Origin of the sequence: Halovenus carboxidivorans (assembly GCF_009831575.1) — an archaeon.
Lineage (GTDB): Archaea > Halobacteriota > Halobacteria > Halobacteriales > Haloarculaceae > Halovenus > Halovenus carboxidivorans.
In genome coordinates this window covers 244,214-269,376 of the sequence record NZ_WUUT01000005.1, presented here as the reverse complement: position 1 = coordinate 269,376, position 25,163 = coordinate 244,214, and the positions used below count along the sequence as shown (strand labels likewise).

The following is a 25,163-nucleotide window of genomic DNA, read 5'->3' as shown; positions in this document are numbered from 1 at the left end:
TCGCCGGGCTCTCCGCGGGCACGACCAGCGCCGAGACCACGGGGCCGGGATTTAATTCGGTCCGTTCCGATTGCCGACTATGGCCGCAATCGAGGTCGACGGGTTGCGCAAGGAATACGGCGACGTAGCGGCCCTGGACGGACTCGACCTCACGGTCGAGGCGGGCGAACTCTACGGACTGCTCGGCCCGAACGGCTCCGGCAAGACGACGACAATAGAGATTCTCACCGGCCAGCGGACGCCGACGGCGGGCGAGGCTCGCGTCCTCGGCACCGACCCGGTGACAGAGCCCATCGAGGTCCGCAGATCGATCGGGATTCTGCCCGAACGAGAGGATCCGCCGAGTTTCCTCACGCCCCGGGAGTACCTGGAGTTCGTCGGTGACGTACGCTCGATTCCGGATATCGACGACCGGATCGCCGAGTGGGCCGACGTCCTCGATTTCCGGGGCATCCTCGACACGATGAGTTCCGATCTCTCGGAGGGTGAACGCCAGCGGGTCATGCTCGCGCAGGTGTTCATCCACGAGCCGGATCTGGCCTTCATCGACGAACCGCTCGTCAATCTCGACCCGCTGATGCAGTCGGAGGTGAAGGCGACGCTCCGGGAGTACTGTGCCGACGGCAACACTCTCTTTCTCTCGACACACTTCGTCGAGGTCGCCGAACAGCTCTGTACCGAGGTCGGAATCATCGCTGACGGCCGCCTCCGGACACAGCGCGATCCGGCGACGATGGACGACGGGTTGCTCAGCGCCTACGAAACCGAGGTTGCCCGGGAGGTGTCGCCGCAGTGAGTCGGACGACCCGGCTGTTCTCCCGGATGCTAATCGAGGAGTACCGCCTGCACGCCGAACTGTTCGGCCGGGAGCGGTTCCTGGCCTTCCCGGTTCTGATTGCGCTTCTCGCCGGCGGCGGCCTGTCTCTGTTCGCGCTGACGGGAACCGCAGTCGGGACACTCGCTGCCGGCCTGCACGGGCTGGTTTTCTTCTTCGGGTTGCAGGTCGGCACCATCGGACTGGTCGGCCGCGACGCGCTCCGAGATGTCCTCGGCGACGTGACCCTGCTCGTCTTCTCGGCGCGGACGCTGCCGGTCTCCCGGCGACGACTGCTCGGCGTGTTCATCTGGAAGGACATCGTCTACTACCTCTGCTTTTTCTTGACGCCGGTGGTCGTCGGCTTCGTCCCGGTCGCTCTCACGGGCGGGCTCACAGTGCCGTCGCTGGCGTTGCTGTGGCTGACCGTCGCCGGAACCTTCGCACTCGGCACCGGGACCAGCCTGGCGCTGGCCGGCATCGCAACGCAGAACCGCGGCGTGCTGGTGGCTGTCGTTGCCGCTCTGGTCGCCGCTGTCGTTCTCGAACCCGCGGTGATGGTTCAGTTCACCCCCTACGGTGTCTTCGTCGACCCGGGGGTCCGGACCGCCGCGACCGGCCTCCTCGCTCTGGCCGTGGTTCTCGTCGCCGGCCCGCTGTCGTTCGATCCGACTTCGGGTCGGGCGCTCCGCCGGACCGACCCGTCCCGGTTTCGACGGCTCCGCTCGGCGACGGACGTTCACACCGCCAGATCACTGCTCGAAGTGACCCGCTCCAGCGGCTCGGTCTGGAAAGTCGGGTTCTCGCTGGGCGTCCTGTTCGGTGTCGCACTTCTGTTGCTCGACCGACTCGCGGCCGCGACGACGCTCGATCCGTCCGGCGGTATCGCCTTCGGCACGCTGCTCGGCCTCGGCACGTTCACGACCTACAACTGGGTGACACAGGCGGACGACCCGGCGGAGTACCTGCGCTATCCCGACGGCCTACAAGCGGTGTTTCGGGGGAAACTGCTGGCGTTTTACGCCTGTGCGGCACCGTTCGGAGCCGCATACCTCGCGGCCGGCGTCCTTCGGTATCCGGCCGCGGATCTGCTCGTGGGGATCGCCGTCTTCCCGCTGGTCGCCCTCTACGTCTTCGGTGTCACGGCGTATCTGACCGGCTTTTCGGCCAACGAACTGCTGTTCGACACGGCGCTGTTCGCGGTCTACGGGGCGGCGTTGGCGCTGGTCTCGGTCCCGCTTCTGGTCGCCGCGCTGGCCCACGGAACCGCTCCGGTGACCTCGACAGCCGTCGCTGTCGGGGTCGCGGCCGTCGCCGCCGCTGTCGGCGCGGTCCTCGCGGTCCGAGCGCCCCGTCGGTGGCACGACCGACTCCGGAGGTGACCTCAGACGAGCAGCGTGTTCAGCGCGTCCGGCACCACGAGCACGTCACTGCCGGGGTCGATTGCGTCACTAACCTCCGCCTCGGCGGACATGAGACAGTCCTCGACGAGGTCCGGGCACTCGCTGTGTGTCACCCACACCTCGTGGTCGCGCAGCGCCCGCGCGAGGACGAACGCCCGCTGTGTCCCGGGTTCGTAGCCCGTCCGAAGCTCCTCGTACAGCGATTCGGCGCTCTCCGCCGTCGAGAGCCGCTCGTGAAATCGCCGTTCGCCGCGACCCTCGCCCGCGCCCTCCGGAAGCCGGGCTGGGAGGACGACACGTCCGCCGGTTCGCAGCGGGTCGTTCGCCCCGAGGACGACGTACGTGGCCGCGCGGCTCGCCTGGTAGAGGTTCGCGTCCTTCGGGGCTCCAATCCCAGCAACGACAGCGTCGTACTCCTCGGTCAGTTCGACCGATAGCGCCGTTCTCGCCGTCTCAGCGAGCGATTCGACGACCCGCCGCGGGTCGCCCGCCGCTACGCCCGTGATCCCCGCCGGGCCGTGCGTGACGTTGAGACAGAAGTCGACGCCGACGGCGTCGCCGGCGTCGTCGATAAACCCTCGAAAGGGGTTGTCGTCGATCCGACCCAGGCGGACGCCGTCCCGCGCGAGCATCTCCGGGCCGTGACTGTATCTGATCTGTGACTCCCCGCCCGCTCCGATCACCGCCGTCTTCGCCCCGCCGGAGAAGCCGGCGTACTGGTGGGGTTCGACCATTCCCGTCGAGCAGATCACGTCTGCGTCCGCGACTGGCTCGAAGATATCGATCGGACAGCCCTCGACGGTCCCGACCGTTCGGGTCCGGTCCGGGTCGTGGTTGACCGCGAGATCGGCGTGCTCACCCAGCGCCTCGTCGAGTTCCTCCCCAGTCAGCGGCCGGTGCAGGCCCAGTCCGACCACGACGGTCACCTGCTCGCGGGCCACGCCACCGTCTTCCAACTCCGCGAGCAGGCTATCGAGCAACAGATCGTCGGGTGTGGCACGGGTCACGTCGGTCACGACGACCGCGACCGAATCCTCGGCGTCGACCTGCGGTGCTAACGGATCTCCGAGCGGGTCACGCATGGCCCTCTCCGCGGCCGATTCGACGTCGACGGACTCGCCGCCGTCGGGGACGGCCGTCGTTACCTCACACGAGGGTAACCCGACGGTAATCGATTTCTCCCCGAGTGGAACCTCTGTCATGTCTGCCGTTCGGCACGGGCGGCGCAAAACGGTTCGGATGGGCTCTGCCGTCAACCGTGGCGGGGTCGGCCTCAGTCCGTCGCGACCTGGGTCGTGATCTGGTGGACGCGGTGGCCGTTCTCCCGACACTCCTCCAGAGCGAGTTTGGCCCGATAGCCGGCGTCGTGCGCGGTCAGTCCCCGGCCGACTCCGACCTGTAGCTCGATGTCCGCCCGCTCGCGGACGGCGTCTCGGGCCTCGTCGAAGCAGTCTTCGGAGAGGTGTGGGCAGACTGCGATGATGTTGTCACCGCCGACGAAGCGGGCGATGCTGTCGTGTTCGGTCTGCATGTACTCGGCGAGTTCGAGGGTCGCGCGGCGCACGTCGAGCGTCGTTCGCGCGGCGTGTTCGCTGTCCGTGTAGGTGCCGGTCACGTCGACGATGTCGAAGTGCGCAATCGTCACCTCGCCCTCGCCGGGCGCGACCGTCCCGTCGGCGGCGAGAATCTCGGTTCTGTTCGGGTCCTGAGCGCTGCCGGCGTCTTGGAGCTGTTCGGTGGCCCTGCCCAGCGCCGCGACCGGCGTCGGCGCCGCACCGATGCCGATGCTCGCGGTCACCGGATACCGGTTGCGGACGTGTTCCTGGAACCGCTCGTGGGTTCGCCGGTCGATGCCGTTCGTGACACCGATGATGTTGTCGAACCGATCGAAGAAGGCGTAGCCGTCTTCGCGGCCCACGAAGTCCGCAAAATCAGCGTACAGGTGAGCTTGCAGAGACTGCAGATCAGTTTCCCGCCGTGGCGACGGCGTCACCGTCCACGGACCGTAGTTGTCCAGCTGGACAAGCGACAGCTGAACGTCCTCGTTGTCGTTCGTCACAGCGCAGACTTGGGTCTGACGCGTATAAAGCAACAGGAATTCCATCTGTAGTCCCCACCTCAAAACCGTTATGGGCCGATCAACGGTCGCGTCGCGTTCAGACTCACCGCACAGATCGTCAGCACGCCCGCGCCCATGACGAACAGCGGGTTCAGCCACCCGGCGAGGCCGAGCGGAATCGTTACGGCGTTGAAACCGAGCGCGAGAGCCGTGTTCTGTCGCAGTCGTTCACGCGCACCGGCGGCCAACTCGAAAGCCGTCTCGACGTTCGAGAGGTCGTCGTCGAGCACCGTGATATCGGCCGCCTCCGAAGCCAGCGCCGTGCCACCCCCGAGCGAAATGCCCAGATCCGCCGCGGCGAGCGCGGGGCCGTCGTTCGTACCGTCTCCGACCATCGTCACGTGGCCGTCCTGCTGGAGCCGATGGATCGTCGCCGTCTTCCCGGCCGGTGGCACCCCCGCGAAGACGTGTTCGACCGCGGGGTGATCGTCGAACAGCGACGCGGCCGACGCGTCGTCGCCGGTCAACACGACCGTCCTGATCTCCCGATCCGCGAGCCGACGAAGGATCTCCTCCCACTCTTCGCGGGGGTCGTCCCCCAGGACGACCAGCCCCTCTGCTTCGCCCTCCCGGCCGATGACGACCGGCAGATCCCCGGCCTCTCGGTACCCGACCGCCTTCCGTTCGATCTCTCTGGAGACGGCCCAATCCCGCTCGGCGAACAACGCGAGGTTCCCGACCAGGAGCCGCTCGCCCTCGACATCGCCCTCGATACCGGTGTCGTGGCTCCGGACGTTGCTGACGCGCTCCGTCGGAGTCGTCTCCTCCGGCGGGTCGACAGTTTCGCCGCGACCGGTTCCCCCGTCCGGCCGGGCCTCGGCGCCGAACTCGACGGCCGAGGCGATCGCCTTGCCCGCCGGGTGTGCGGCGTGTTGTTCGAGTTCGGCGGCTTTCGCCAGTGCCTGGTCGGGCACGTCGGTCGTCAGTATGTTCATCTCCCCGGTCGTCAGCGTCCCTGTCTTGTCGAAGACGACCGTGTCGGTCTCCCGGAGTCGCTCGAAGACCGTCTCGTCGAAGACGATGATCCCGTGGCTGATCGCCGCCTCGATGCTCCGCGCGACCGAAAGCGGCGTCGACAGCCCCAGCCCCCACGGGTTCGCGATGAACAGCACGCCGAGCCCCGCCAGGACGCCGCCCAGGAGTCCGTTCAGCCAGACGCCGGCGGCGGCCGCGCACACGGCCACAGCGACCACACCCGGGATCACTCGCTCGGCCAGCCGATCACTCCACCGTTGGATGCCGTGGGTGGTGCTCTGGAGATCCCAGACCGAGGTCGTCAGCGCGTCGAGGCTGCTTGTCGGCGGATCCCCGACCCGGATCGTCGCCCCGTCGCTGGTGACGATCGACCCGCCGATCAACTCGTCGCCGCTCTCCTTCCGCACCGGGAGGGACTCCCCGGTCACGACCGCCTCGTCGACGGTACAGCTCCCGGATTCGAGGACGCCGTCGACGGGGACGCGCTCGCCCTCCCTGACGAGCACCCGGTCGTTCGCCTCCAACTCCGAGATGTCGACCGTCTCCGTCGTCCCGTCGCTCTCGTAGCGGTTGGCCTCGGTGACCTGCGAGACAGTGAGTTCGGTCAACAGATCGACGGCGCGCTGTTTCGTCAGCGATTCGTAGTAGATTGTCGTGACCACCACCGCCGCGATGAGAATCGTCAGATCGAAGTAGATGTTCAGGTCGCTCGTGAGGAAGGCGACCGTCCCGTAGACGTACGCGCTCGTGATCGTCACCGCGACCAGCAGGTCCAAGTTCGGCTGACGCATGACGAGGCTGACGTAGGCCCCGCGCAACAGCGGCAGCCCGGTGAAAAAGAGGACGACACCGGTGATGATCATGAAAATCGGGAGCACCATCAGCGCGTCTCCAGGCCCCTGCCCGCCCGAGAAGAAGGCGAGATCGCCCGTTCCAAGCAGGTCCATGAGGTGGACGGGGTAGACGACCGTGATATACGGGAGCATCATAAAGAGGCCGAAGAGCACGCCCGCCGCGTACCTGAAGCCGAGCATGTCGTCCAGTTGGCGGTCGTCCCAGCGGCGCTCGTGTACGTCGGCGACGGTCACGAGACTCTCTCGCGGGACGACGCTGTAGCCGACCGTCGTCAGGGCGTCTTCGAGTTCGTCGACGGTGATCTGCTCGGGATCGTACTCGATTCTGATCGTCTCGGTGACGTAACTCGCGGCGGCGTCGAACACGCCCTCGCGGTTCGTCGCTCTTCGTTCGAGAAACGCCTCGCAGGTGGCACAGTGCATCCCGTCGATGTGGAGATACACCTGTTCGGCTCCGGTTTGCTCGTCCTCCCCCGTGGCTCCCGTCGACTGGTCGGTCGACCCGCCCGCCCCGAGTGTCCGATCCACCTGCCGACAGCCAGGCGAGCAGTACGACTGCTCGTCCGTCGCGGTCGGGCCGATTGGCTCGTTACAGAGCCGACAGCGTGCCGGGTCGTCCATCTCTGCCACCTGCCACGACTCCGTTGATGGTAGTTGATACCACGGACAGATAAATTACCACGGTTACCCGGCTCTACGACTCGGTGTGGCCGGGGTAGTCGCGCTCGAAGCGGGCCTCGATCTCCTCGGCGTCGAACTCGACGATCACGGGCCGGCCGTGCGGACAGGCGTAGGGGTTCTCACAGTCGTCCAGCGAGGCGAGCAGATCGATCATCGAGCCGTCGGTCAGCGAAGTGTGTCCGGTGATCGAGGGGTAACAGGCCAGGTCGGCGATCAGTTCGTCCGCCGCCGCTTCGACCGTCGCCGCCGCTGCCGTCTCGCCGCTCACGAACTCCCCGAGCACGTCTCGCAGAAGTTCCGGATCGGCCGCCTCGGCGACCAGCGACGGAACGGTCGCCACCTCGACAGTCCGGTCGTCGGTCAGTTCGGCCCGGAAGCCGAGGGTCGCGAGCGCCTCCTCGTGGGCGCTGAACAGTTCCGCCTCTCGCGCCGTCAGTTCGAGTTCGACGGGGTCGGCGAGCGCCTGCGTCGTCACCTCGCCGGCCAGCGTCTCGCGGAGTCGCTCGTAGTTGATCCGCTCGTCGGCGGCGTGCTGATCGATCAGCACCATCCCGTCGGCCGTTTCGGCGACGATGTACGTCTCCTGTAGTTGACCGAGTACGCGCATCGACGGGAGCGAATCGAACTCCTGGGCCGTCGGATCGACATCCGTGTCGAGGCGGCGCTGTTCCGCCCCGCCGGTGAACTTCCGGTCGCTCGAACGCTCAGGCGAACCCGGATCTGACGTGGTGCTGCCTTCGGGGTCGGGAGGGTAACTGTCCGTTTCAGCGGACTGACCAGCGGCGAACGCCTGATTATCCGCGTCAGCGGTGTCAGGAGTGTCGCTACCGCTCGTGTGGGCTCTGTTTCGCGACGGCGCTCCGTCGAACTGTGATGGGTACCCCTCGGCTCGTGACGGCGCTCCGTCGGATCCTGACGTGGACGCGGCTACTTCCTCTGACCCGTCGGACTGGTCCGGAGTCGACTCAGCCGTACCATCCTGCGGATCACGGTCTGCATCCGTCGCTGACTCTCCTGTCTGCCGGTCGATCCGTACCTGCTCTCTGTCGACCGACTCCGGTTCGACGGTCGTCTCCTCGGGTGCGGACTTCCCGCGGGGGGCGTTACTCCGGAGCAACCCCTCCCGGAGCAGTGCGCTCTCGACGGCCGATTCGATCTGTTCGCTGACGGCTTCCTCGGCCGCGAACCGGACCTCCAGTTTCCGGGGGTGGACGTTCACGTCGACGTTCGCGGGATCGACATCGAGGAAGACGACCGCGAACGGATACCGGTCCGGGGCGAGTTGTGCGCCGTAGGCCTCGAATACCGCGTCTCTGACGGTGTTCGCCGTGACGTACCGCCCGTTGACGAACGTCGAACAGTACTCCCGGCTCGCGCGGTTGGTCTCGGGGTGGCTCACCAGTCCGCTGATGCCGTCGAGCGGGCCGTCGTCGACATCTTCCGGCGCGAGTTCGATCATCGACTCCGCGACCTCACGGCCGTATACCGACAGAACGGTTTCCCGCAGGTCGCCGGTGCCGTTGGTCGCGAAGGTCTCCCGGCCGTCGTGTTCGAGGGTGATCGCCACGTCGGGGTTCGCGAGCGCGTAGTTGGTCACGATCCGATTGACGTGGTCGAACTCCGTCGACTCCTGCTTGAGGTACTTCCGGCGGGCCGGGACGTTGTAGAAGAGATCTTCGAGTTCGACGGTCGTCCCTTCCGGACAGCCCGCGGGTTCGACCGAGGTCACGTCGCCGCCCTCGACGACGAGTTCTGTCCCCCGGCCGCCGCCGCGCGGGCGGGAGGTGATCGTCATCCGCGAGACGGCACCGATCGCGTGTAGCGCCTCGCCCCGGAATCCGAGGGTGGCGACACCGGACTCCAGATCCTCGATATCCCCGATCTTGCTCGTCGTGTGTTCTTTGATCGCCTGTTTGAGTGCGGGTTCGGACATGCCGATCCCGTCGTCGCTGACCCGGATCGACTCGGTTCCGCCGCTCTCGACCGCGACGGTCACGCGGGAGGCGTCGGCGTCGATGGCGTTTTCGAGTAGCTCCTTGACCGCGGATGCTGGTCGTTCGACGACCTCGCCGGCCGCGATTCGCTCGACGGTCCGAGAATCGAGTTCCTGTATTTCCGAGGGTGGCATTCAGTCGGAAAGACCTTCGAGGAGGCCGGACTTGAGGGTTGCCTTGCCTCCCCGTCCGTTCAGGACACGGTACCTCGATCCGCTGATGTACCGAAGCTATCGCGTCGCTGTGGAATCCTGTCGTTATTACTCAATGATAAATACCCGAAGTTTCACGGCCACGAGCCCTTCCCTAATCAATAATAATGAATATTAACGGCGAGCCGAACCCGTTCGACCGGCCGCCGCCAACGTCACTATGGTGAGAACAGACGCACTGACGGCAGGCGCTGCATCGGCCCCCGCACAACCGGACTTTCTGGATATTGCCGCGCGGTCGGAACCTGGCACGGTCGTCGAGACACATCTCCAGGAGCTGAAAGCGGCGCTGCAACGAGGCGTCGACGGTGATATCGAGGTCGCGTGGATTCAAGGTCAGAGCTGCTCTGGCTGTACGATGTCGCTGCTACAGAGCGAGGACCCGGGCATCGAGCAAACTATCGGCGACCTCCGGGAACAGATGTCGTTTCACACGACGGTGATGGAGTCGTCCGGCGGAGCCGCGATGGGGGCGCTTCCGGAGACACCGGACATACTGATCGTCGAGGGCGCGATTCCGACGCGTATTCCCAGTGCCGCGACGCTGGGTGTCGACGAGAACGGCCATCCGAAGCCGATTCTCGATTGGGTCGTCGAACTCGGCGAGCGGGCAGATGTCGTCATTGCAGCGGGAAGTTGCGCCGCATTCGGCGGACTGCCCGCTGCTGGCCGGTTCGACAGCGACGATGTTGGCGAGTCAGACACCGGCGCGGTCGGCCTCCAGTTCGACGGCCGCGAACCCGGCGGGATCTTCGGCCCCGAGTTCCGAACCGGTCGGGATCTGCCCGTCATCAACATCTCCGGCTGTCCGTTGTACGCCGATCACCTCGTGTTAACGCTCGCGGCGCTGCTCAACGGCCACGAGCCTGTCCTCGACGAGTTCAACCGGCCGCTTCCGCTGTTCGAGCCGCTGGTCCACGACGACTGCGAACTCCGCGAGGAGTACGAGTGTTTCGAGTTCGCCGACGAACCCGGCGAGGACGGCTGCCTCTACGAGGCCGGGTGTGCCGGTGTCTACGCCTACTGTGACGGCTCGATGCGGCTACGCAACGGCGGCACGACGGTCTGTCGCAACGCCGGCGCACCCTGTATCGGCTGTGTCGAACCCGCGTTCTGGGACCGCTTCTCACCGTTTTACGAGAACAACCCCGAAGACCGCGGGACCGATCCCGACCCGAGCCAGGCCGTCACGGCAGCAACCGACCGGTCGACGGACCGGCAGATGGGCCTCGTCGGGATGGTGATGGCCGGCGTTCTCGCCGTCCTCGCTGCCCCGCTCGCGCCCGTGCTGGCGCTCGCCTGGCTGTACGACAACTACTGCGGCGACCAGTCCGGCGGGGGTGAGCGGGCGTGCCGGAGATAGAGATCGACCCGACCACGCGGATCGAGGGCCACCACAGCACCACGTTGTCGGTCAGCGATGGCGAGGTCGTTCGCGCCGAAAGCGAGATGAACATGTTTCGGGGAATCGAGAGCATCGTCCTCGGCCGCCCGCCCTCGGACGCCCCACAGGTCACGCAGATGGTCTGTGGCGTCTGTTTCACCTGTCACCGACAGGCGTCGATTCTCGCAATCGAGGATGCCGCCCGGCGGGCGGGCATGTTCGACTCGGTCCCGCTGCACGGACGCCTGCTCAGGGACATTATGGAAGGGATGTTCCTCCTCTGGAACCACACGATCCACCTGTTCACGCTGGCCGGTCCGGATTACAGCGAGGCCGTCGCCGACACCGGCTTCGACCGACTCGACCCGGTCGACGGCGCGGGCTACCGGGCGGCGCTCCGACGCCAGCGCGAACTCCTCCAGGCGTTCTCGGCCTTCGGCGGCAGAGCGCCGCACCCGCTCACCTACGCGCCGGGCGGTGTGACGGCCGATCCAGACCCCGAAACCGTCGAGGAAGTCCGCGAGACCGTGGCCGCATTCCGCGACTGGCTCGGTCCGACCGACGCGTTAGAGGCGGTGCTGTCGACCGCGCGCGACCGCGGCCCAGTTCCGGACCACGCCCCCGGCCTGTACGATCTCTGTTCGGTGCTGGTCGCGGCGGAGGAGGCGGGTGCAACCGGCTTCGGAGTCGGACCCGGCCGATTTTACGCGAACGGCATGTTCTACGGAACCGGCGACCGGTCGCTGGTGCTTCCCCGCGGCATCTACGCCGACGGCCGCCTCCGCCGCCCGGACCGCGAGGAGTTGATCGGGGGAATCACCGAGGATGTCTCACACGCGTGGTACACGGGCGACTCCGGCGGCCCGGCGACGACGGCCCCTCCGCCGGAGCCGGCGCCCGAGAAGACGGACGCCTACTCCTGGGGCAAGGCTCCGCGCTTCGAGGGCCAATCGATGGAGACGGGGCCGCTGGCGCGGCTGATCGCTGCGGACCGTGACCCCGGTGACATTCGTGCGTCGCCGGGCGGCGACGCGAACCGGTCCAGCACGTTCAACCGCCTCGCGGCCCGCGTTCAGGAGCTTCTGATCGTCACGGGACTGGTCGAATCGTGGCTCGACGAACTCGATGTCGACGAGCCGATGACCGGCGAGTGGACCGACGACTTCTCCGGCTCCGGCGTCGGCTTCTGGGGTGCCTCCCGGGGCGCGCTCTCACACTGGGTCGATATCGAGGACGGCGAGGTGAGTCGATACCAGATCATCACGCCGACGACCTGGAATCTCGGCCCCCGGGATGCGGACGACGAACCGAGCATCTTCGAGGAGGCAGTCGAGGGAATCGCCGTCCCGGACGTTAGCAATCCGATCGACGTGATGCGCACCGTCCGGTCGTTCGACCCGTGCCTGGGCTGTGGCGTCCACGTTCAGGGCCCGGATCACAACTTCGAGACGACGATCGAACCGCACGCGCCCGGGGGCGAACAATGACGGTCGCAGTCGTCGGCGTCGGAAATCCGACGATGGGTGACGACGGCCTCGGGCGCGCGCTCGTCGACCGCATCGACACAGAACCAGCGCCGATTGGCCGCGCACAGTTCGCCGGCACGACGGCAATGCTCGCCCTGGAGGCCATCGACGGGGCCGACCGGGCGGTCGTCGCCGACGCGGTCGACGCTCCGGGCGACCCCGGTACGATACACCGCTTCGAGCCGGGCGGTGAGGGATTCGGAGAGGTCACGATGCACGATTTCACCGTTACCGAGGCGATACGGGGCTGTCGCGGTGTCTACGACCTCCCATCCCAGATTGTCGTCGTCGGCGCGGTGCCGGCGACGGTCGAACCCCGGATCGGCCTGAGTACGGCGCTTCGGCGGGCGCTGCCGGCGGTTGCGGCTGTTGTCCGGGCGGAAGCGGCACGAAAACGCTCGAAATTAGGTAATCACGCTATGGACGCAACGTGGTACTGCGAGGACTGCGAGACGGAGATCGATCCGGACGCAGTCGACGAACACGAACAACAGGGGCACAGCGTCAGAGGGCGGCTCCGACCCGAGCGGCTCCTCTCGCAACGACCGTCACAGAGCCACGACTCGACGGACGGAGGTGAGGACTGATGTGTCTCGGTATCCCCGGCGAAATCGACGAGATCGACGGCACGGAGGCGCTGGTCGATTTCGGCGGCGCGGAGAAGTGGGTTCGGGTCGACATCGTCGGCGACCAGATCTCGCCCGGCGATTACGTCCTCACACACGCCGGGTTCGCGATTCGCAAGATCCCGGAGCACGAGGTCGAACGGACCGTCGAACTGTACGAGGCCGCAATCGAGGACGACCGCACTAGCCTCGCGGACCGGCGAACAGAGCCCGCGGCAGCCGCCGAGCCGGCGCATGGAGGTGAACAGCCGTGACCGCCGGGGGTCCTGCCGACTCCGGGGCCGACGAGCTGACCTTCCGTGACCCGGAACGCGCCGACGCGTTACGAGCGCGGTTGGAGTCACTCGTCGACCGAGCAGACGATTCGATCCGGATCGTTCACGTCTGTGGCACGCACGAGCAGACGATCGCCGAGTTCGGCCTCCGGAGCATCCTGCCCGACGGTTTGACCGTCGCAATGGGTCCGGGCTGTCCGGTCTGTGTGACCGACAGCGCGGAGGTCGACGAGGCGGTCACACTGGCGGAGTCCGGCAAACTCGTCGCCACGTACGGAGACATGCTCGACGTGCCCGGCGGCGACCGAAGCCTCGCTGCGGTTCGCGATGCCGGTGGCGATGTCGAAGTCGTCTACAGCGCAGCCGACGCCGTGTCGCTCGCGGCCGAAACCGACCAGGAGGTCGTCTTCTTCGGCGTCGGATTCGAGACGACCGCGGCACCGACCGCGAGTGTCCTCCGAAACGATCCGCCGGCCAACTTCTCCGTGCTGTCGGCGCACAAATACGTCCCGCCAGCCATGGATGTCGTCGCCGCGCACCCGAACACCCGTGTCGACGGCTTTCTCGCCGCGGGGAACGCGGCGACGATCACCGGGACGGAGGTCTTCGAGCCCATCGCTGGGACCCACGACCTGCCGGTCGTCGTCGGTGGGTTCGAACCGCTCGACGTGTTGTACGCGCTCGTCGAGTTGGTCGAAGCGATTGCCGACGACGAGCCGGCAGTCGTCAACGCTTACCCCCGCTGCGTGAGCGCTACGGGCAATCAGGCGGCGCAGACGGCCCTCTGGGATGTCTTCGAGCGCGTCGAGGGCGAGTGGCGCGGCATCGCGGCGGTCCCCGATGCGACGCTCGCGATCCGTCCCGAGTACGCGGCCTACGACGCCCGGGAGCGGTTCGATATCGAAGTCGACCGCGACAGTGAGACGACCGAGTGTATCTGTGGGGATATTATGGCGGGCCACGCGGCGCCGCGGGAGTGTCCGCTGTTCGGCGAGGAGTGTACGCCGGCCAGCCCCGTGGGCGCGTGCATGGTCAGCGACGAGGGTCCGTGCCGGATCAGACAGACGTTCGGGGAGGTCCGACAATGAGCGCGGACGACGAAGCCGAGACGCTGACCGCCGCACACGGCGCGGGGAGGGCGGAGATGCGCTCGTTTCTCTCCGAGACGGTACTGGAGCGGCTCGGTGATCCGATTGCCGACGGCGTCGGCCTGCCGGCGCTTGACGACGGCGCGGTGCTGCCGGACGGCGACCGCTCGCTGGTCGTGACCACCGACAGCCACGTGGTCGATCCGCCGGTGTTTCCGGGCGGCGACCTGGGGCGTCTCGGTGTCGCGGGAACGGTCAACGACCTCGCGGCGATGGGGGCCGTCGAGCCCCTGACGCTGACCTGTGGACTGGTGGTCGAGGCGGGGACGCCCACCGACCGGATCGAAACGATCCTCGATTCGATGGCCGAGACCGCCGAGGAGTGTGGCGTCAGCGTCCAGACCGGCGACACGAAGGTCCTGCCGCCCGACGACCTCGACGGGATCGTCCTCAACACCACCGGTATCGGCCGGATACCCCGCGGTGAACAGCTCACGAGCGACGGCCTGTCACCTGGCGACCGACTGTTGGTGACCGGCCCCGTCGGTCAGCACGGCATCGCGCTGCTGGCTGCACGTGAGGGATTCGACTTCGAGACGGACCTCCGCAGCGATGTCGCGCCGGTCAACCACCTGGTTGCGGCCGCCCGCGAGGCGGGCACCGTCACGGCCGCGACGGATCCGACCCGCGGCGGGCTTGCTACCGCCCTCACTGAACTCGCAGCGCGCAGCGGCGTCGGTCTCGTCGCTGAGGACCGGGCGGTGCCTGTCAGCGGCGCCACCGATAGCGCAGCAGCGGTCCTCGGACTCGACCCGAAGACCGTGGCCTGTGAGGGACGGATGGTTCTCGGCGTCGCACCTGAGGACGCCGAGTCGGTGCTCGATGCCGTGCGGGCGACCCCCGGTGGCGAACAAGCGGCGCTGATCGGCGACGCTGTCGATGACCACACCGGTCGGGTCGTCGTCGATACGGGCATCGGGCAGCGCTACCTGACAGAGCCGAGCGGCCAACAGCTACCGCGGATCTGCTGACATGCACGAACTCACACTCGCACAGCGGCTCCTCGATCGGGCGCTGTGTGTTGCCGACGAGTACGACGCCGCCGAGATCGAGACGCTAACTGTCGAAGTCGGGACGGCGACACACATCGCCCCCCGACAGCTACGGTTCTGTCTGGAGGCCGTCGCCGAGGGAACGAAAGCGGCGGCGGCGACTGTCGAGTTCGAGCGTGTACGAGCCCGCGGGACGTGTGACTGCGGCTGGTGCGGCACGCTGACGACGTTGTCGGACGCCGGACAGCGCGCGCCGTCAGTCCGGTGTCCGAGCTGTGGTGAACGCGTGTCGCTGACCGCCGGCCGGGAGTGTCGGCTCAGAAGTATCGAGGTTCCGGATCCGGCTGATTCGGAGACCATCTCGACGCATACATGACCACACATCGAAATCGACGCGACGGACTGTACCGCACTGGAACCGACCCGTTCCCCGGCCTCGGGAGTCTCGTAGACTCGTCCGCTGCCATCGGTTCGGCCACGACCACACCGACGAGAGAACGGCAGACGTACTGGAAGCGATCGAACGGGAAGCTACACGTGTGCACGAGCGGCTCACACACGATAACGATATCGACGCCGTCGAGATGCTCGGCGCGACCGGTAGTGGGAAGACGGCGCTGATCGAGCAGTTGGTCTCGCGTTCTCCTGCCAGCGAGCGGGTCGGCGTTATCGCCGGTGATGTCGCCGGCGACGACGACGCCCGCCGGTACCGAGACCTCGGTATCCCGGTCGCAGACGTGACGACCGGGAAGGACTGTCACCTCGATCCCGAGCGGGTCGGTGACGCCCTCGGCGCGTTCGAACTCAGTCGGCTCGATACGCTGTACGTCGAGAACGTCGGGAACATGGTCTGTCCGGCGGATTTCCCGCTCGGCGCGACGGTGCGGGTCGTCGTTGTCAGCGTCACCGAGGGCGAGGACGTGATCCGCAAACATCCGCTGCTGTTTCAGGCCTGTGACCTCGTCGTCATCAACAAGATCGACATCGCGGAGGCTGTCGGTGTCGATCCCGACCGGATGCGCGCGGATCTCCGGGAGATCGATCCGGAGTGCCCGGTCGTGTTGACCAGTGCTGTGACCGGCGAGGGAATCGAAGCACTGGAGCGGCGACTTCGAGATTTGCAAGCGACGCATGCCCACGAACACTGAGCGGTTCGCGCTTTCGCTGACGGTTCGGGGCACCGTCCAGGGAGTCGGATTTCGGCCGTTTGTCGCCCGCACCGCCGCCGAGGCGGGTGTCACCGGTTCGGTCGCGAACACCGACGCCGGCGTCGAGATCCACTTCGAGGGTGACCGGCAGGCGGTCGAACGGGCGGCCCAGCGCGTCCGATCCGATCCGCCGCGGTTGGCTACCCTCGCCGACATCGAGGTCTCGGAGGCCGAACCGCAGGGGACCGACGAGTTCGAGATCGTCCCCTCCGAGGAGGGTCCGAACCGGACGACACTGGTCCCACCGGATACGGCGCTCTGTGCGGCGTGTCGTGAGGAGATCCGCTCGGAGACATCGCGGTTTCACGACTACTGGGCGACCGCCTGTGTCGACTGCGGTCCGCGGTTTGCCGTCACTCGTGCGCTCCCGTACGACCGGGCGACGACCGCGATGGCGGAGTTTGAACCCTGTTCGGCATGCCGAGACGACTACGAAGACCGCACCGATCGTCGGTTTCACGCACAGACGATCGCCTGTCCGGACTGCGGCCCGACGCTTTCCGCCGTCGACACCGACGGAACGACCCGAGCCACGGGAACTGACGCCCTCGACTGGATCGGAACGCGGCTGGACGAGGGCGCAGTTGTCGGACTCATGGGGACGGGTGGCTGTCACATCGCCTGTGACGGCACCGACCCGGACCTCGTCGAACGTCTCCGCACCCGACTCGGCCGTCCTGCGAAGCCGCTCGCGACGATGGCCCGTTCGCTCGATTCGGTCCGGGAGTTTGCGACCGTCACGCCCGGGGCCGCGGATCTCCTCCGGAGCAAGCGCCGCCCGATCGTTCTCCTCGGACACGGGCGAACGGACTGGCTCGACGCCGTCGCGCCCGGCCTCGACACTGTTGGCGTCATGCTCCCCTACAGCGGGATCCACCACCTGCTGTTCGAGCGTCTCGACTCGGGACCGCTGGTGATGACGAGCGCGAACCGCCCCGGCGAGCCGATGGCGACCGATCGGTCGTCGCTCCTCGCGCTGTCGGACGCTCTGGACGCCGCGCTCGTCCACGACCGCGAAATCGTCAACCGCTGTGACGACAGCGTCGTTCGGCCCGTCAACGGCGACCGGCGGCTGCTCCGTCGGTCCCGTGGGCACGTCCCGCGGCCGCTCGACCGACCGGTACAGGCCGACGCCGAGGTGCTCGCCGTCGGTGCGGGAACCGATGTGACCGTGGCGCTCACTCGGGGCGATATCGTTCTCCCGTCACAGCACATCGGGGAGCCTGAAACGCCGACCGCCGCGGACGCACACCGGGAGGCGTCGAACCGGCTCTGCGAACTCCTGTCCGTCTCTCCGGACGTCGTCGCTCACGACTGCCACCCGGAGTTGGAGACGACAGCTATTGCGACCGACCGGGCGGAGCGGACCGTGGCGGTCCAGCATCACCACGCACACGCGGCGTCGTTGCTCGCGGAGCACGACCGTGACAGAGCGATCGTCATCGCGGCGGACGGCACGGGCTACAGCCCCGACGGCGTCGTCCGGGGCGGTGAGGTCCTCGATTCCGGACTTGCCGATTCCGAACGCGTCGGTGGCCTCTCTCGGTTTCGGCTTCCCGGTGGCGAGGCTGCAGTCAGGGAACCGGCCCGCGTCGCGGCGGCGCTGCTGTCGGATACGGATCGCGAGCGCGCAGTATCGCTCCTGCGTAACAGCGAGGCCGCGTCCTCGCGGGCTGACGCCGAAACGATCCTCGAACAGCCAGTTGCGGGGGTCAACAGCCCGTACTCGACCAGTGCCGGGCGATTCCTCGACGCGGTTGCGGCGCTGTTGGGCGTCTGCTCGGTCCGGCGCTACCGGGGTGAACCGGCGATGCGACTGGAGGCCGCGGCGGGCGATCCGGTCGCGCTGGACCCGCCGCTCACCCGACGAGACGGTCAGTTACGTCTCGATGCCACCGCGGCGATGGATCGCCTCGCCTCGCTCGACACACACCGGGACTCGTCGGTCGTCGCTGCGACCGCACAGCGGTTGCTCGGTCTCGGCCTCGCTGAGATTGCCGTCACTGCCGCCGACGAGCGGTCTCTCGACGCGGTCGGCTTCACCGGCGGAGTCGCGTACAACGAGGCGATCGATCGCGTCGTTCGCCAGCGGGTCGAAACAGCAGGCTACACCTACCTCGGCCACCACCGCGTTCCGCCCGGCGACGCCGGCCTCGCGTACGGCCAGGCCGTCGCCGCGAGCGCACGGTTGGCCGACAGCTGACTCGCTCGGCTCCGCCCCGCTTATTTGCGTGGCTCACCGAGAGACATGTATGACAATCTCAGAGGGCGACAGCGTGACCATCGAATACGTCGGACGACTCGAAGACGGAACGCTCTTCGACACGTCGGATCGTGCCCTGGCGGAGGAGACAGGGCTCGCAGACGAACACCCCGACCGCGCGTACGAGCCGTTGACGGTCAACATCGGCGAAGGCAACGTCATCGACGGACTCGAAGAGGCGCTTCGCGGACTCGAAGACGGTGACTCGACGGCGGTGCGGATCCCGCCGGAGAAGGCCTACGGCCCGCACAAGGAGTCCCGCGTCGCGGAGTACGACCGCGAGGCCTTCGAGGAGATGATGGGCGACCGCGAACTCGAAATCGGCTTCGAGGTCGAAGCCAAGGAGTCGGGGCTCCCCGGACAGGTCACCGAGATCAAAGAGGACAGCGTCGTCGTCGATTTCAACCACGAACTCGCCGGCGAGACGCTCGAATTCGAGATCGAAGTCGTCGACGTTTCCTGATTCCCTCTACTGGTCGAACTCGTCGAGCCGGGCGTTGATCCCGGATCGGACATCGCGGATGCGGGTGCCGTCGAGATCCAGCCCGAGCACCCTGACTGCTGCCGTGCCGACCCGTTCGCTGACGTTTTGGGGCGCGTAGACCCCCATCCGCCACTGATCGCGCTGGGCCTGCTGGAGTGCGGTCACCAGCGTCGACTGCTCGTCGAGGGTCCGGACCTCTCCGTTGACGAGCACGCGCGAGGAGGACTCTTTCATCTCCGGTTTCGACGGCACGTCGAGGATCACGGCCTCGCGGTCGACGTTCGCCTCGGCGGCGATTTCGCGCTCGAAGGACTGGATCTCCTGGTGGTCCGCACCGAGCAACTCGCTCGGAACGGCGTCGAGTTCCGTCCACAGGGCCCGTTTGAATAGCTCCCGGCTGTCGAGTCGGCCGGCGATGTCCCCGCTGTCCGGGCAGTCCCGAAGCGTCGACAGCAGATCGTAATCGTCCATCCGTCGGAGGGATTCGGCGTCGGCCGCGTCGGCGGCTAGCACGCGCTCGACGCCGCGGCGGAGCATCGCCTTGGCGATTCGGGCGACGTGGTGCTGGTAGACGGTCGGGTTCATCAGCGCGCGTGCGAGCAGGAGGCTCTCGGCGGTCTGGACGTTGTTCTCGTCGAGGACGAGTTCGCCGTCGACGAACCGGAGTTCCCGGATCAGTCGCTCGTGGTCGATGGTGCCGTAGGGGACGCCGGTGTGGTGGGCGTCGCGGACGAGATAGTCCATCCGGTCGACGTCGAGTTCGCCGGAGACCAACTGGCCGAGTTCCCCCTCGCCGGAGATCAGGTCGGCGATCCGGTCGGGGTTCAGCCCCGCGTCGGTGAGCGTCTGCGCGACTGGCCCGGAGTCGATCAGATCGTGGACCTCGTCGTGGTACTTGCCGGTGTACCGGTAGAGCACCTCCTCGATGTTGTGGCTGTACGGACAGTGCCCGATGTCGTGCAGCAGCGCGGCGCTGCGAACACGCTCGGCCTGCTTGCCCTCGATTCCGAGGTGATCGAGCGCGCGGTCGGCGAGGTGGTAGACGCCGAGGCTGTGCTCGAACCGCGTGTGGTTCGCGGAGGGGTACACCAGATCGACCGTCCCGAGTTGACCGATCCGGCGGAGTCGCTGTACCGGTGGGGTATCGAGCAACTGTTCGGCCACGCCGTGTATCTCGATGTGATCGTGGACACTGTCCTTGATCGTCGCCATACTACTGCTACTGTCCACTGATTGAAAAGGCTCGGTACTTACGCCCGCTCGCGGACCGTCTCCAGCACCTCGAACAGATCGGCCTCGCTGGCCGGGCCGTCCCTCACGGTTTCGACGGGGTCGCGGCCGTACTCTTGGACGATCCGGACGGCCCGTTCGGGTCGGTAGCCGCGGTCGTAGGCCAGCCACGCGGCCAGTACCTGCCCGGTCCGGCCGAGGCCGGACAACCCGTGTACGACGACCGGTTCGTCGTTCGCCTTCCCGGCTTCGAGGAAGGGGAGAATCTCCGATCCCAGTCGCTCCGGCGTGGCGAGTCGCCCCGTCGGAATCGACGCGTGTAGCGTGCGGTCTGCTCCGAACTCCTCGCGATAGACCCCGACGTTGGCCTGTTCGGCTTCCTCGTCCGCCGCCGCGATGAGACAGCAGACCCGTTCCATCCCTGCGGCCCGCATATCCTCGATCCACTCGCGGATACAGGTCTCGTGGTCCGCTGCCGCGTGCCAGCCGGGGGCACACGATCCGTAGACGTACTCTTCGTCGGGCGCTGCGGGGCCAAGTCGATGGGCGTCCTGGAGGAGGCGGTCTGTTTTTCCCATCGTACTAACAGATGTGCTCGCGATACTTCAGTCTGTGCGTGGTGTTCTCACTCCTGAGAAACGAACCGGTGGTTAGACCGCCTCCGATTCGATCAACCCGAAGAGGTCGTCGACGAGTTCTCCGGTGTCTTCGACCAACTCTGCCCACTCCTCGTCGTCGGGCGCCATCCCGACGAGCCGCGCGATTTTCATGATCGAAACGTGGTACACCTCCTGTGTGCCGGGTTCGCGCTCCCAGACGATGACGTTACACGGGAAGAGTCCACCGATGCGCTTCTCCGAGAGGTCGAGCGCCCGATTCGCCATCCGCGGGTTACAGGCGCCCAACACGTAGTAGGGATCCCGGTCCGCGTCGACTTTCTCGTTCAGTAACTCGGAGGGGGAGAACTCCACCGGAATCCCGAACCCGGCCTCCTCACAGCACTCGCGGACGAACTCGATAGCTTGCTCGTGGTCCATCGCGAGCGTCGCCCGCTTCTGACCGATATCCTCCTCGGTGAGCGCCGTCGGGTCGATTGGCAGCGTCATATCTGGGGCTTCGGGTGGGAGCGACAAAAAGCCAGCCCGGTGTCACCACGAGTGTTCTGAACGATGGAAATTATTTCTCCGAGAGGAGGGGAAACCGTTACCTATCTGGCCCGTGACGGTGACAACCGTATGAGTGACGAATCGGTCTTACTCGACATCGAGGACGGCATCGCAACCATCACGCTCAACGAACCCGACCGCCGGAACGCGCTCTCACAGAGCATCGAGGAGGGGATGCTCGACGCCCTCGACGAGATCGACGACAGCGACGCCAGCGTCGTCGTCATCGAGGGCAGCGGGGGGTCGTTCTGCGCCGGCGGTGACATCGACCGAATGATGGAAGGGCTCACAGAGGACGTTCCGCTGGACGACCGTGCGAAGGATCTCGAAGACGGGACGCCCGAGACGCTGACGCGGGTCTTCGAGTACCACCTGCCGACAATCGCAAAGATCGACGGTCCAGCCGTCGGCGCGGGTGCGAATCTCGCCATCGCCTGTGACATCCAGGTCGCCAGCGAGGAGGCCAGTTTCGGCTTCGTCTTCCGGCAGGTCGGCCTGAGTGTCGACGCCGGGACCTCCTATCTGCTTCCGCGTCTCGTCGGGCTGAACGTCGCCAAGGAACTGGTCTTCACCGGGGACATCTTCGGCGCCGAGCGCGCCGAGGAGATCGGTCTCGTCAACCACGTCTACGACGCCGACGAGTTCGACGAGAAAGTCGACGAACTCGCGGCGAAGATCGCCTCCGGCCCCGACGTGGCGTTCCGCCACACGAAGCGTCTACTCAACGAAGGCTTCGAGAAATCAATCGAACAGGCGATGACCGACGAGGCAGTCGCGCAGGGAATCGTCTTCCAGACTGACGACCACCACGAGGGCGTCGAAGCGTTCATGGAGGGCCGCGATCCGGAGTTCGAGGGTAAGTAGATCCGGTCAACCGACCCGGAGTTCGGCTGTCGACTGTAACGAGGGCTCGGCCGTCTCGTGGGTGAGCCGCACACCGTTTTTCGTGAACACGGACAGCGCGTCGGCAGACGCCTCCACGCGGACGGCGTCACCGACAGCGGGCGGTTCGGTCCGCTGTTCGACGACAACCTCGTCGCCACAGGCCAGTTCGACGGTTACCTCGTAGCGTCTCCCCAGGTCGGATACCGACCGCACGTGTCCGGACAGCGACACCGCGGCGGCAGTGCTCTCCGACTCCAGCGTGAGATCCCGCGGCCGCAGGTGACAGACCGCTCGATCCGGACTCGCCTGTGATTCGTCTGCGAGTTGACGGGTCGTTCCGCCGAGTTCGACCGCCGCCCGGTCCCCCGTCACATCGACGGTGATCGTGTTCGACCGGCCCAGAAACTCCGCGACGAACAGGTTCGGCGGTCGCTCGTACAGCGCCCGCGGGGCTCCGACCGCGGCGACCGATCCCTCGTTCATCACCACGAGTCGGTCCGCGAGCGCCATCGCCTCCTCCTGATCGTGCGTGACGAACAGCGTCGTCACGCCCGTCTCCGAGTGGATTCGGCTGATCTCGTCCCGTAACTGCTCGCGGAGCTGTCGATCCAGCGCCGAGAGCGGTTCGTCGAGCAGGAGCAGATCCGGCTCCGGTGCGAGGGCGCGCGCGAGTTCGACACGGCGTTTCTGGCCGCCGCTCAGTTCGTCGGGACGGAGGCTCCGCCGCTCGTCGAGGGCAACGAGATCTAAGTACTCCGAGACCTGCCGCTCCGGGTCGGTGACCCCCGCCGGCCCGAGCCCGTACGCGACGTTTTCCCCGACAGTCATGTGGGGGAACAGCGTCGGCTCCTGAAAGACCAGCCCGACATCACGCGCTTCCGGCGGGTCGGTGGTCACGTCGTCGCCGCGAAGCCGGACCCGTCCCTCGCTCGGTCGCACGTGGCCGGCAATCGCCTGGACCAGTGTGGTCTTCCCGCAGCCGCTGGGGCCGAGCACCGCGACCAGTTCCCCGGCCTCGACACCGAAGGAGATGTCCTCGACCGCGGGCTGGTCGTCGTATCGGTGCGTGACCGAGTCGAGTTCGAGCATCATCTGCCGATCACCGTGGGCACTCGTCCGATCCGCTGGATCGATATCACGACGGCGAGCGTGATCCCGAGCAGGCCGACAGCGAGCGGGATGATCTCGTCGATCCCGCCGGTGATGAACTCGACCCAGATCCGCGTCGGCATCGTCCGCGGGTTGTACGCGACCATCATCGTCGCGCCGAACTCCCCGATTGCTCGCGCGAACGTCAACACCACGCCGGCGACGATCGCTCCCCGCGCCATCGGCAGGGAGACGTGCCAGAACGTCGCGAGCGGTCCGTAACCGAGCGAGCGAGAGGCTTGTTCGAGCCGTTCGTCGACGGCGCCGAACCCCGCGCGTGCGGTGACGATCACGAACGGCGCAGCGACGAACACCTGCGCGAGGACGACCCCGAGCAGACTGTTCGTCAGCGGCACTCCGAGTGCTGCTGCCGTCGATCCGAGCGGCGTGAACTGCCCGACGGCGGTCAACAGCATCGCTCCGCCGACGACCGGCGGCAACACCAGCGGGAGGATGACGACGGCCTCGACGAGTCGCTTGCCGGGAAACGAGCGCCGCGCGAGGACGTACGCCAGCGGGACGCCGAACACCGTCGCAACCGCCGTCGAGACGGGTGCGGTGAGCAACGAGTTTCGGATCGCGTCTCGGGCTCCGGGCGAGGACAGTCCCTCGATGACGTTCGCGGTCCCGGTTCGCGAGAGAAACGCGACGAACGGGATCAGGAAGTAGACGACCAACAGTCCGCCGAGCACCGCCGGCACGAGCGCCTCTCGGGCGGATCTGTCGGCGGTGAGTCGACTCGCGTAGCTCATACCGTGATCCCCTCCGGTGTGGTTCCGTGTGCGGTCGGTAGCGTGTCCCCGACGGTCAGCCCCGCGTCGACGAGCAGTTGCCCGCTGTCCGCGAGGAACTGGACGAGATCACGGCCAGCGGCGGGTGAGGCGGCGTCTTCGTACACCGTCGCGCTGTACACGATCGGTCGGCCCGTCGCGGTGTATCCCTCGTCGGTGGTGTACGTCGCCGTCGCGTAGTGGTCGGACAGCGACGGGTCGGCGAAGTTGTACGCCGGTGGAAACTCGTAGAAGGGCAGGTCGTGATCGATCGCCATGTTCCGGTAGACGACGGCCGCCGCGGTCGATCCCGTCTCGACGCCGGCCATGAGTTGGGGTTCCTCGGGTTCTCTGTAGGCGGTTTCGAGCACCTCGTCGCGGAAACCGTCGAGGCCGTGTTCCCGTTCGGCTAATTTGAAGGCCTGCACGGCACGGTAGCCGAGCGGGTCGAGGTCGGGATCCGCAATCGCGAACTCGCCGCTGTCGAGGTCGGTTACGAGGTCGTACCACGGACCGTCGCCGGACGTGAGCGCCTCCCCGAACGCGGTATCGGGGCTGTATCCGATGCCCAGGGAGTTACTCGCGAAGGTGACGTCCCAGTCGGGGGCGAGTCGGTCGCGTAACAGCGTCGCGTCGGCGCTCACGACCACGTCTGGCACGGTCGTCCGGTCTTCGACCATCCGAATGAGCGCGTTCGTTCCGAAGTACTCCCCCCGGAGTTCCGTCCCCGTCTCTGACTCGAAGGCCGGGCCGACGTGATCCTCGAAGGTCGTCGCCAGACTCCCCGCCGAGAGGACGTGCACGGAGTCACCGCCGAGGCCGAGACAGCCAGCCCCCAGAAGCGTTCCGGCCGCCGCCAGCACCGCTCGGCGACTCGTCAGTGGCACGTCCGGTTCCGTGTGGCCCCGCATTGTAATCCAATACCGTTCCGTCGTATAAAAAACCAGGATCGAATTATCACTCGTTTGGAACCGTCGCCACGGTGCCCCGTCGTAGCCGTCGACA

At 66.9% G+C, this 25,163-nt stretch carries 23 protein-coding genes; 13 read left to right on the top strand and 10 right to left on the bottom strand.

Going from position 1 to position 25,163, the window contains the following annotated elements; all coding sequences use genetic code 11:
- Positions 1–79 precede the first annotated feature (79 nt).
- On the top strand, positions 80–796 hold the full coding sequence (locus GRX03_RS13810; RefSeq protein ID WP_159764791.1) for an ABC transporter ATP-binding protein: 717 nt from the start codon (positions 80–82) through the stop codon (positions 794–796).
- Positions 793–2,196, top strand: coding sequence for a hypothetical protein (locus GRX03_RS13805; protein WP_368278472.1), 1,404 nt, complete (start codon positions 793–795; stop codon positions 2,194–2,196). The genes GRX03_RS13810 and GRX03_RS13805 overlap by 4 nt, the downstream gene beginning before the upstream one ends.
- A gap of 2 nt (positions 2,197–2,198) precedes the next feature.
- Here the strand turns inward: GRX03_RS13805 and GRX03_RS13800 are convergent, their stop codons facing one another.
- From GRX03_RS13800 to mutL, 4 genes are all read right to left on the bottom strand, one after another.
- Positions 2,199–3,419, bottom strand: coding sequence for a lactate racemase domain-containing protein (locus GRX03_RS13800; RefSeq protein ID WP_159764790.1), 1,221 nt, complete (start codon positions 3,417–3,419; stop codon positions 2,199–2,201).
- A 71-nt stretch (positions 3,420–3,490) separates the two neighbouring features.
- Entirely contained in the window at positions 3,491–4,321 is an 831-nt protein-coding gene (locus tag GRX03_RS13795) for a GTP cyclohydrolase IIa (protein WP_159764789.1), read from the bottom strand.
- A 23-nt stretch (positions 4,322–4,344) separates the two neighbouring features.
- Entirely contained in the window at positions 4,345–6,786 is a 2,442-nt protein-coding gene (locus tag GRX03_RS13790) for a heavy metal translocating P-type ATPase (protein WP_159764788.1), read from the bottom strand.
- A 73-nt stretch (positions 6,787–6,859) separates the two neighbouring features.
- Positions 6,860–8,974 (bottom strand): DNA mismatch repair endonuclease MutL, encoded by a 2,115-nt coding sequence (mutL, locus tag GRX03_RS13785; RefSeq protein WP_159764787.1) that lies wholly within the window; start codon positions 8,972–8,974, stop codon positions 6,860–6,862.
- A gap of 241 nt (positions 8,975–9,215) precedes the next feature.
- Between mutL and GRX03_RS13780 the strand changes: the two genes are divergently transcribed.
- Genes GRX03_RS13780 through GRX03_RS13735 form a run of 10 tightly spaced genes read left to right on the top strand, consistent with a single transcriptional unit; the run spans position 9,216 to position 18,937 of the window.
- On the top strand, positions 9,216–10,415 hold the full coding sequence (locus GRX03_RS13780) for an NADH-quinone oxidoreductase subunit B family protein (RefSeq protein WP_159764786.1): 1,200 nt from the start codon (positions 9,216–9,218) through the stop codon (positions 10,413–10,415).
- The gene (locus GRX03_RS13775) at positions 10,403–11,923 is read left to right on the top strand and encodes a nickel-dependent hydrogenase large subunit (protein ID WP_159764785.1); all 1,521 of its coding nucleotides are present in this window, start codon (positions 10,403–10,405) and stop codon (positions 11,921–11,923) included. The genes GRX03_RS13780 and GRX03_RS13775 overlap by 13 nt, the downstream gene beginning before the upstream one ends.
- Positions 11,920–12,549 carry a hydrogenase maturation protease gene (locus tag GRX03_RS13770; RefSeq protein ID WP_159764784.1) on the top strand — a complete coding sequence of 210 codons (630 nt, stop codon included), beginning with the start codon at positions 11,920–11,922 and terminating at the stop codon, positions 12,547–12,549. The genes GRX03_RS13775 and GRX03_RS13770 overlap by 4 nt, the downstream gene beginning before the upstream one ends.
- Complete coding sequence (locus GRX03_RS13765; protein ID WP_159764783.1) at positions 12,549–12,842, top strand: HypC/HybG/HupF family hydrogenase formation chaperone; 294 nt, start codon at positions 12,549–12,551, stop codon at positions 12,840–12,842. The genes GRX03_RS13770 and GRX03_RS13765 overlap by 1 nt, the downstream gene beginning before the upstream one ends.
- Positions 12,839–13,951, top strand: coding sequence for a hydrogenase formation protein HypD (gene hypD, locus GRX03_RS13760; RefSeq protein ID WP_368278469.1), 1,113 nt, complete (start codon positions 12,839–12,841; stop codon positions 13,949–13,951). Before GRX03_RS13765 ends, hypD begins: the two co-directional genes overlap by 4 nt.
- Positions 13,948–14,982: a hydrogenase expression/formation protein HypE gene (gene hypE / locus GRX03_RS13755; protein ID WP_159764782.1), complete on the top strand. Its 1,035-nt coding sequence runs from the start codon at positions 13,948–13,950 to the stop codon at positions 14,980–14,982. Before hypD ends, hypE begins: the two co-directional genes overlap by 4 nt.
- A gap of 1 nt (position 14,983) precedes the next feature.
- Positions 14,984–15,379 carry a hydrogenase maturation nickel metallochaperone HypA/HybF gene (locus GRX03_RS13750; protein WP_159764781.1) on the top strand — a complete coding sequence of 132 codons (396 nt, stop codon included), beginning with the start codon at positions 14,984–14,986 and terminating at the stop codon, positions 15,377–15,379.
- Entirely contained in the window at positions 15,372–16,151 is a 780-nt protein-coding gene (gene hypB, locus GRX03_RS13745; RefSeq protein WP_394351737.1) for a hydrogenase nickel incorporation protein HypB, read from the top strand. Before GRX03_RS13750 ends, hypB begins: the two co-directional genes overlap by 8 nt.
- Positions 16,135–18,414: a carbamoyltransferase HypF gene (gene hypF, locus GRX03_RS13740; protein WP_159764780.1), complete on the top strand. Its 2,280-nt coding sequence runs from the start codon at positions 16,135–16,137 to the stop codon at positions 18,412–18,414. Before hypB ends, hypF begins: the two co-directional genes overlap by 17 nt.
- A 49-nt stretch (positions 18,415–18,463) precedes the next feature.
- Positions 18,464–18,937, top strand: coding sequence for an FKBP-type peptidyl-prolyl cis-trans isomerase (locus GRX03_RS13735; protein ID WP_159764779.1), 474 nt, complete (start codon positions 18,464–18,466; stop codon positions 18,935–18,937).
- A gap of 6 nt (positions 18,938–18,943) precedes the next feature.
- Here the strand turns inward: GRX03_RS13735 and GRX03_RS13730 are convergent, their stop codons facing one another.
- The 3 genes from GRX03_RS13730 to GRX03_RS13720 form a co-directional block, all read right to left on the bottom strand.
- On the bottom strand, positions 18,944–20,170 hold the full coding sequence (locus GRX03_RS13730) for an HD domain-containing protein (RefSeq protein ID WP_159764778.1): 1,227 nt from the start codon (positions 20,168–20,170) through the stop codon (positions 18,944–18,946).
- Between the two features lie 38 nt (positions 20,171–20,208).
- On the bottom strand, positions 20,209–20,766 hold the full coding sequence (locus GRX03_RS13725) for a protein-tyrosine phosphatase family protein (RefSeq protein WP_159764777.1): 558 nt from the start codon (positions 20,764–20,766) through the stop codon (positions 20,209–20,211).
- Positions 20,767–20,838: 72 nt separating this feature from the next.
- Positions 20,839–21,294: a DUF302 domain-containing protein gene (locus GRX03_RS13720; protein ID WP_159764776.1), complete on the bottom strand. Its 456-nt coding sequence runs from the start codon at positions 21,292–21,294 to the stop codon at positions 20,839–20,841.
- Positions 21,295–21,423: 129 nt separating this feature from the next.
- Between GRX03_RS13720 and GRX03_RS13715 the strand changes: the two genes are divergently transcribed.
- The gene (locus tag GRX03_RS13715; protein WP_159764775.1) at positions 21,424–22,218 is read left to right on the top strand and encodes an enoyl-CoA hydratase/isomerase family protein; all 795 of its coding nucleotides are present in this window, start codon (positions 21,424–21,426) and stop codon (positions 22,216–22,218) included.
- A 6-nt stretch (positions 22,219–22,224) separates the two neighbouring features.
- On the opposite strand, the gene GRX03_RS13710 is transcribed toward GRX03_RS13715, so the two are convergent.
- The 3 genes from GRX03_RS13710 to GRX03_RS13700 are packed head-to-tail and all read right to left on the bottom strand — an operon-like array spanning position 22,225 to position 25,069.
- The gene (locus tag GRX03_RS13710; protein WP_159764774.1) at positions 22,225–23,331 is read right to left on the bottom strand and encodes an ABC transporter ATP-binding protein; all 1,107 of its coding nucleotides are present in this window, start codon (positions 23,329–23,331) and stop codon (positions 22,225–22,227) included.
- Complete coding sequence (locus GRX03_RS13705) at positions 23,328–24,140, bottom strand: ABC transporter permease (protein WP_159764773.1); 813 nt, start codon at positions 24,138–24,140, stop codon at positions 23,328–23,330. Before GRX03_RS13705 ends, GRX03_RS13710 begins: the two co-directional genes overlap by 4 nt.
- Positions 24,137–25,069, bottom strand: coding sequence for an extracellular solute-binding protein (locus GRX03_RS13700; protein WP_159764772.1), 933 nt, complete (start codon positions 25,067–25,069; stop codon positions 24,137–24,139). Before GRX03_RS13700 ends, GRX03_RS13705 begins: the two co-directional genes overlap by 4 nt.
- Positions 25,070–25,163: the final 94 nt, after the last annotated feature.

Coding starts and splice junctions, on each gene's coding strand:
- GRX03_RS13700 (WP_159764772.1), bottom strand. CDS start 25,069: ATGCGGGGCCACACGGAACCGGACGTGCCACTGACGAGTCGCCGAGCG.
- GRX03_RS13750 (WP_159764781.1), top strand. CDS start 14,984: ATGCACGAACTCACACTCGCACAGCGGCTCCTCGATCGGGCGCTGTGT.
- hypE (WP_159764782.1), top strand. CDS start 13,948: ATGAGCGCGGACGACGAAGCCGAGACGCTGACCGCCGCACACGGCGCG.
- GRX03_RS13730 (WP_159764778.1), bottom strand. CDS start 20,170: ATGGCGACGATCAAGGACAGTGTCCACGATCACATCGAGATACACGGC.
- GRX03_RS13710 (WP_159764774.1), bottom strand. CDS start 23,331: ATGATGCTCGAACTCGACTCGGTCACGCACCGATACGACGACCAGCCC.
- GRX03_RS13800 (WP_159764790.1), bottom strand. CDS start 3,419: ATGACAGAGGTTCCACTCGGGGAGAAATCGATTACCGTCGGGTTACCC.
- hypF (WP_159764780.1), top strand. CDS start 16,135: ATGCCCACGAACACTGAGCGGTTCGCGCTTTCGCTGACGGTTCGGGGC.
- GRX03_RS13810 (WP_159764791.1), top strand. CDS start 80: ATGGCCGCAATCGAGGTCGACGGGTTGCGCAAGGAATACGGCGACGTA.
- GRX03_RS13770 (WP_159764784.1), top strand. CDS start 11,920: ATGACGGTCGCAGTCGTCGGCGTCGGAAATCCGACGATGGGTGACGAC.
- GRX03_RS13735 (WP_159764779.1), top strand. CDS start 18,464: ATGACAATCTCAGAGGGCGACAGCGTGACCATCGAATACGTCGGACGA.
- GRX03_RS13705 (WP_159764773.1), bottom strand. CDS start 24,140: ATGAGCTACGCGAGTCGACTCACCGCCGACAGATCCGCCCGAGAGGCG.
- GRX03_RS13790 (WP_159764788.1), bottom strand. CDS start 6,786: ATGGACGACCCGGCACGCTGTCGGCTCTGTAACGAGCCAATCGGCCCG.
- GRX03_RS13715 (WP_159764775.1), top strand. CDS start 21,424: ATGAGTGACGAATCGGTCTTACTCGACATCGAGGACGGCATCGCAACC.
- GRX03_RS13725 (WP_159764777.1), bottom strand. CDS start 20,766: ATGGGAAAAACAGACCGCCTCCTCCAGGACGCCCATCGACTTGGCCCC.
- GRX03_RS13765 (WP_159764783.1), top strand. CDS start 12,549: ATGTGTCTCGGTATCCCCGGCGAAATCGACGAGATCGACGGCACGGAG.
- mutL (WP_159764787.1), bottom strand. CDS start 8,974: ATGCCACCCTCGGAAATACAGGAACTCGATTCTCGGACCGTCGAGCGA.
- GRX03_RS13795 (WP_159764789.1), bottom strand. CDS start 4,321: ATGGAATTCCTGTTGCTTTATACGCGTCAGACCCAAGTCTGCGCTGTG.
- GRX03_RS13720 (WP_159764776.1), bottom strand. CDS start 21,294: ATGACGCTGCCAATCGACCCGACGGCGCTCACCGAGGAGGATATCGGT.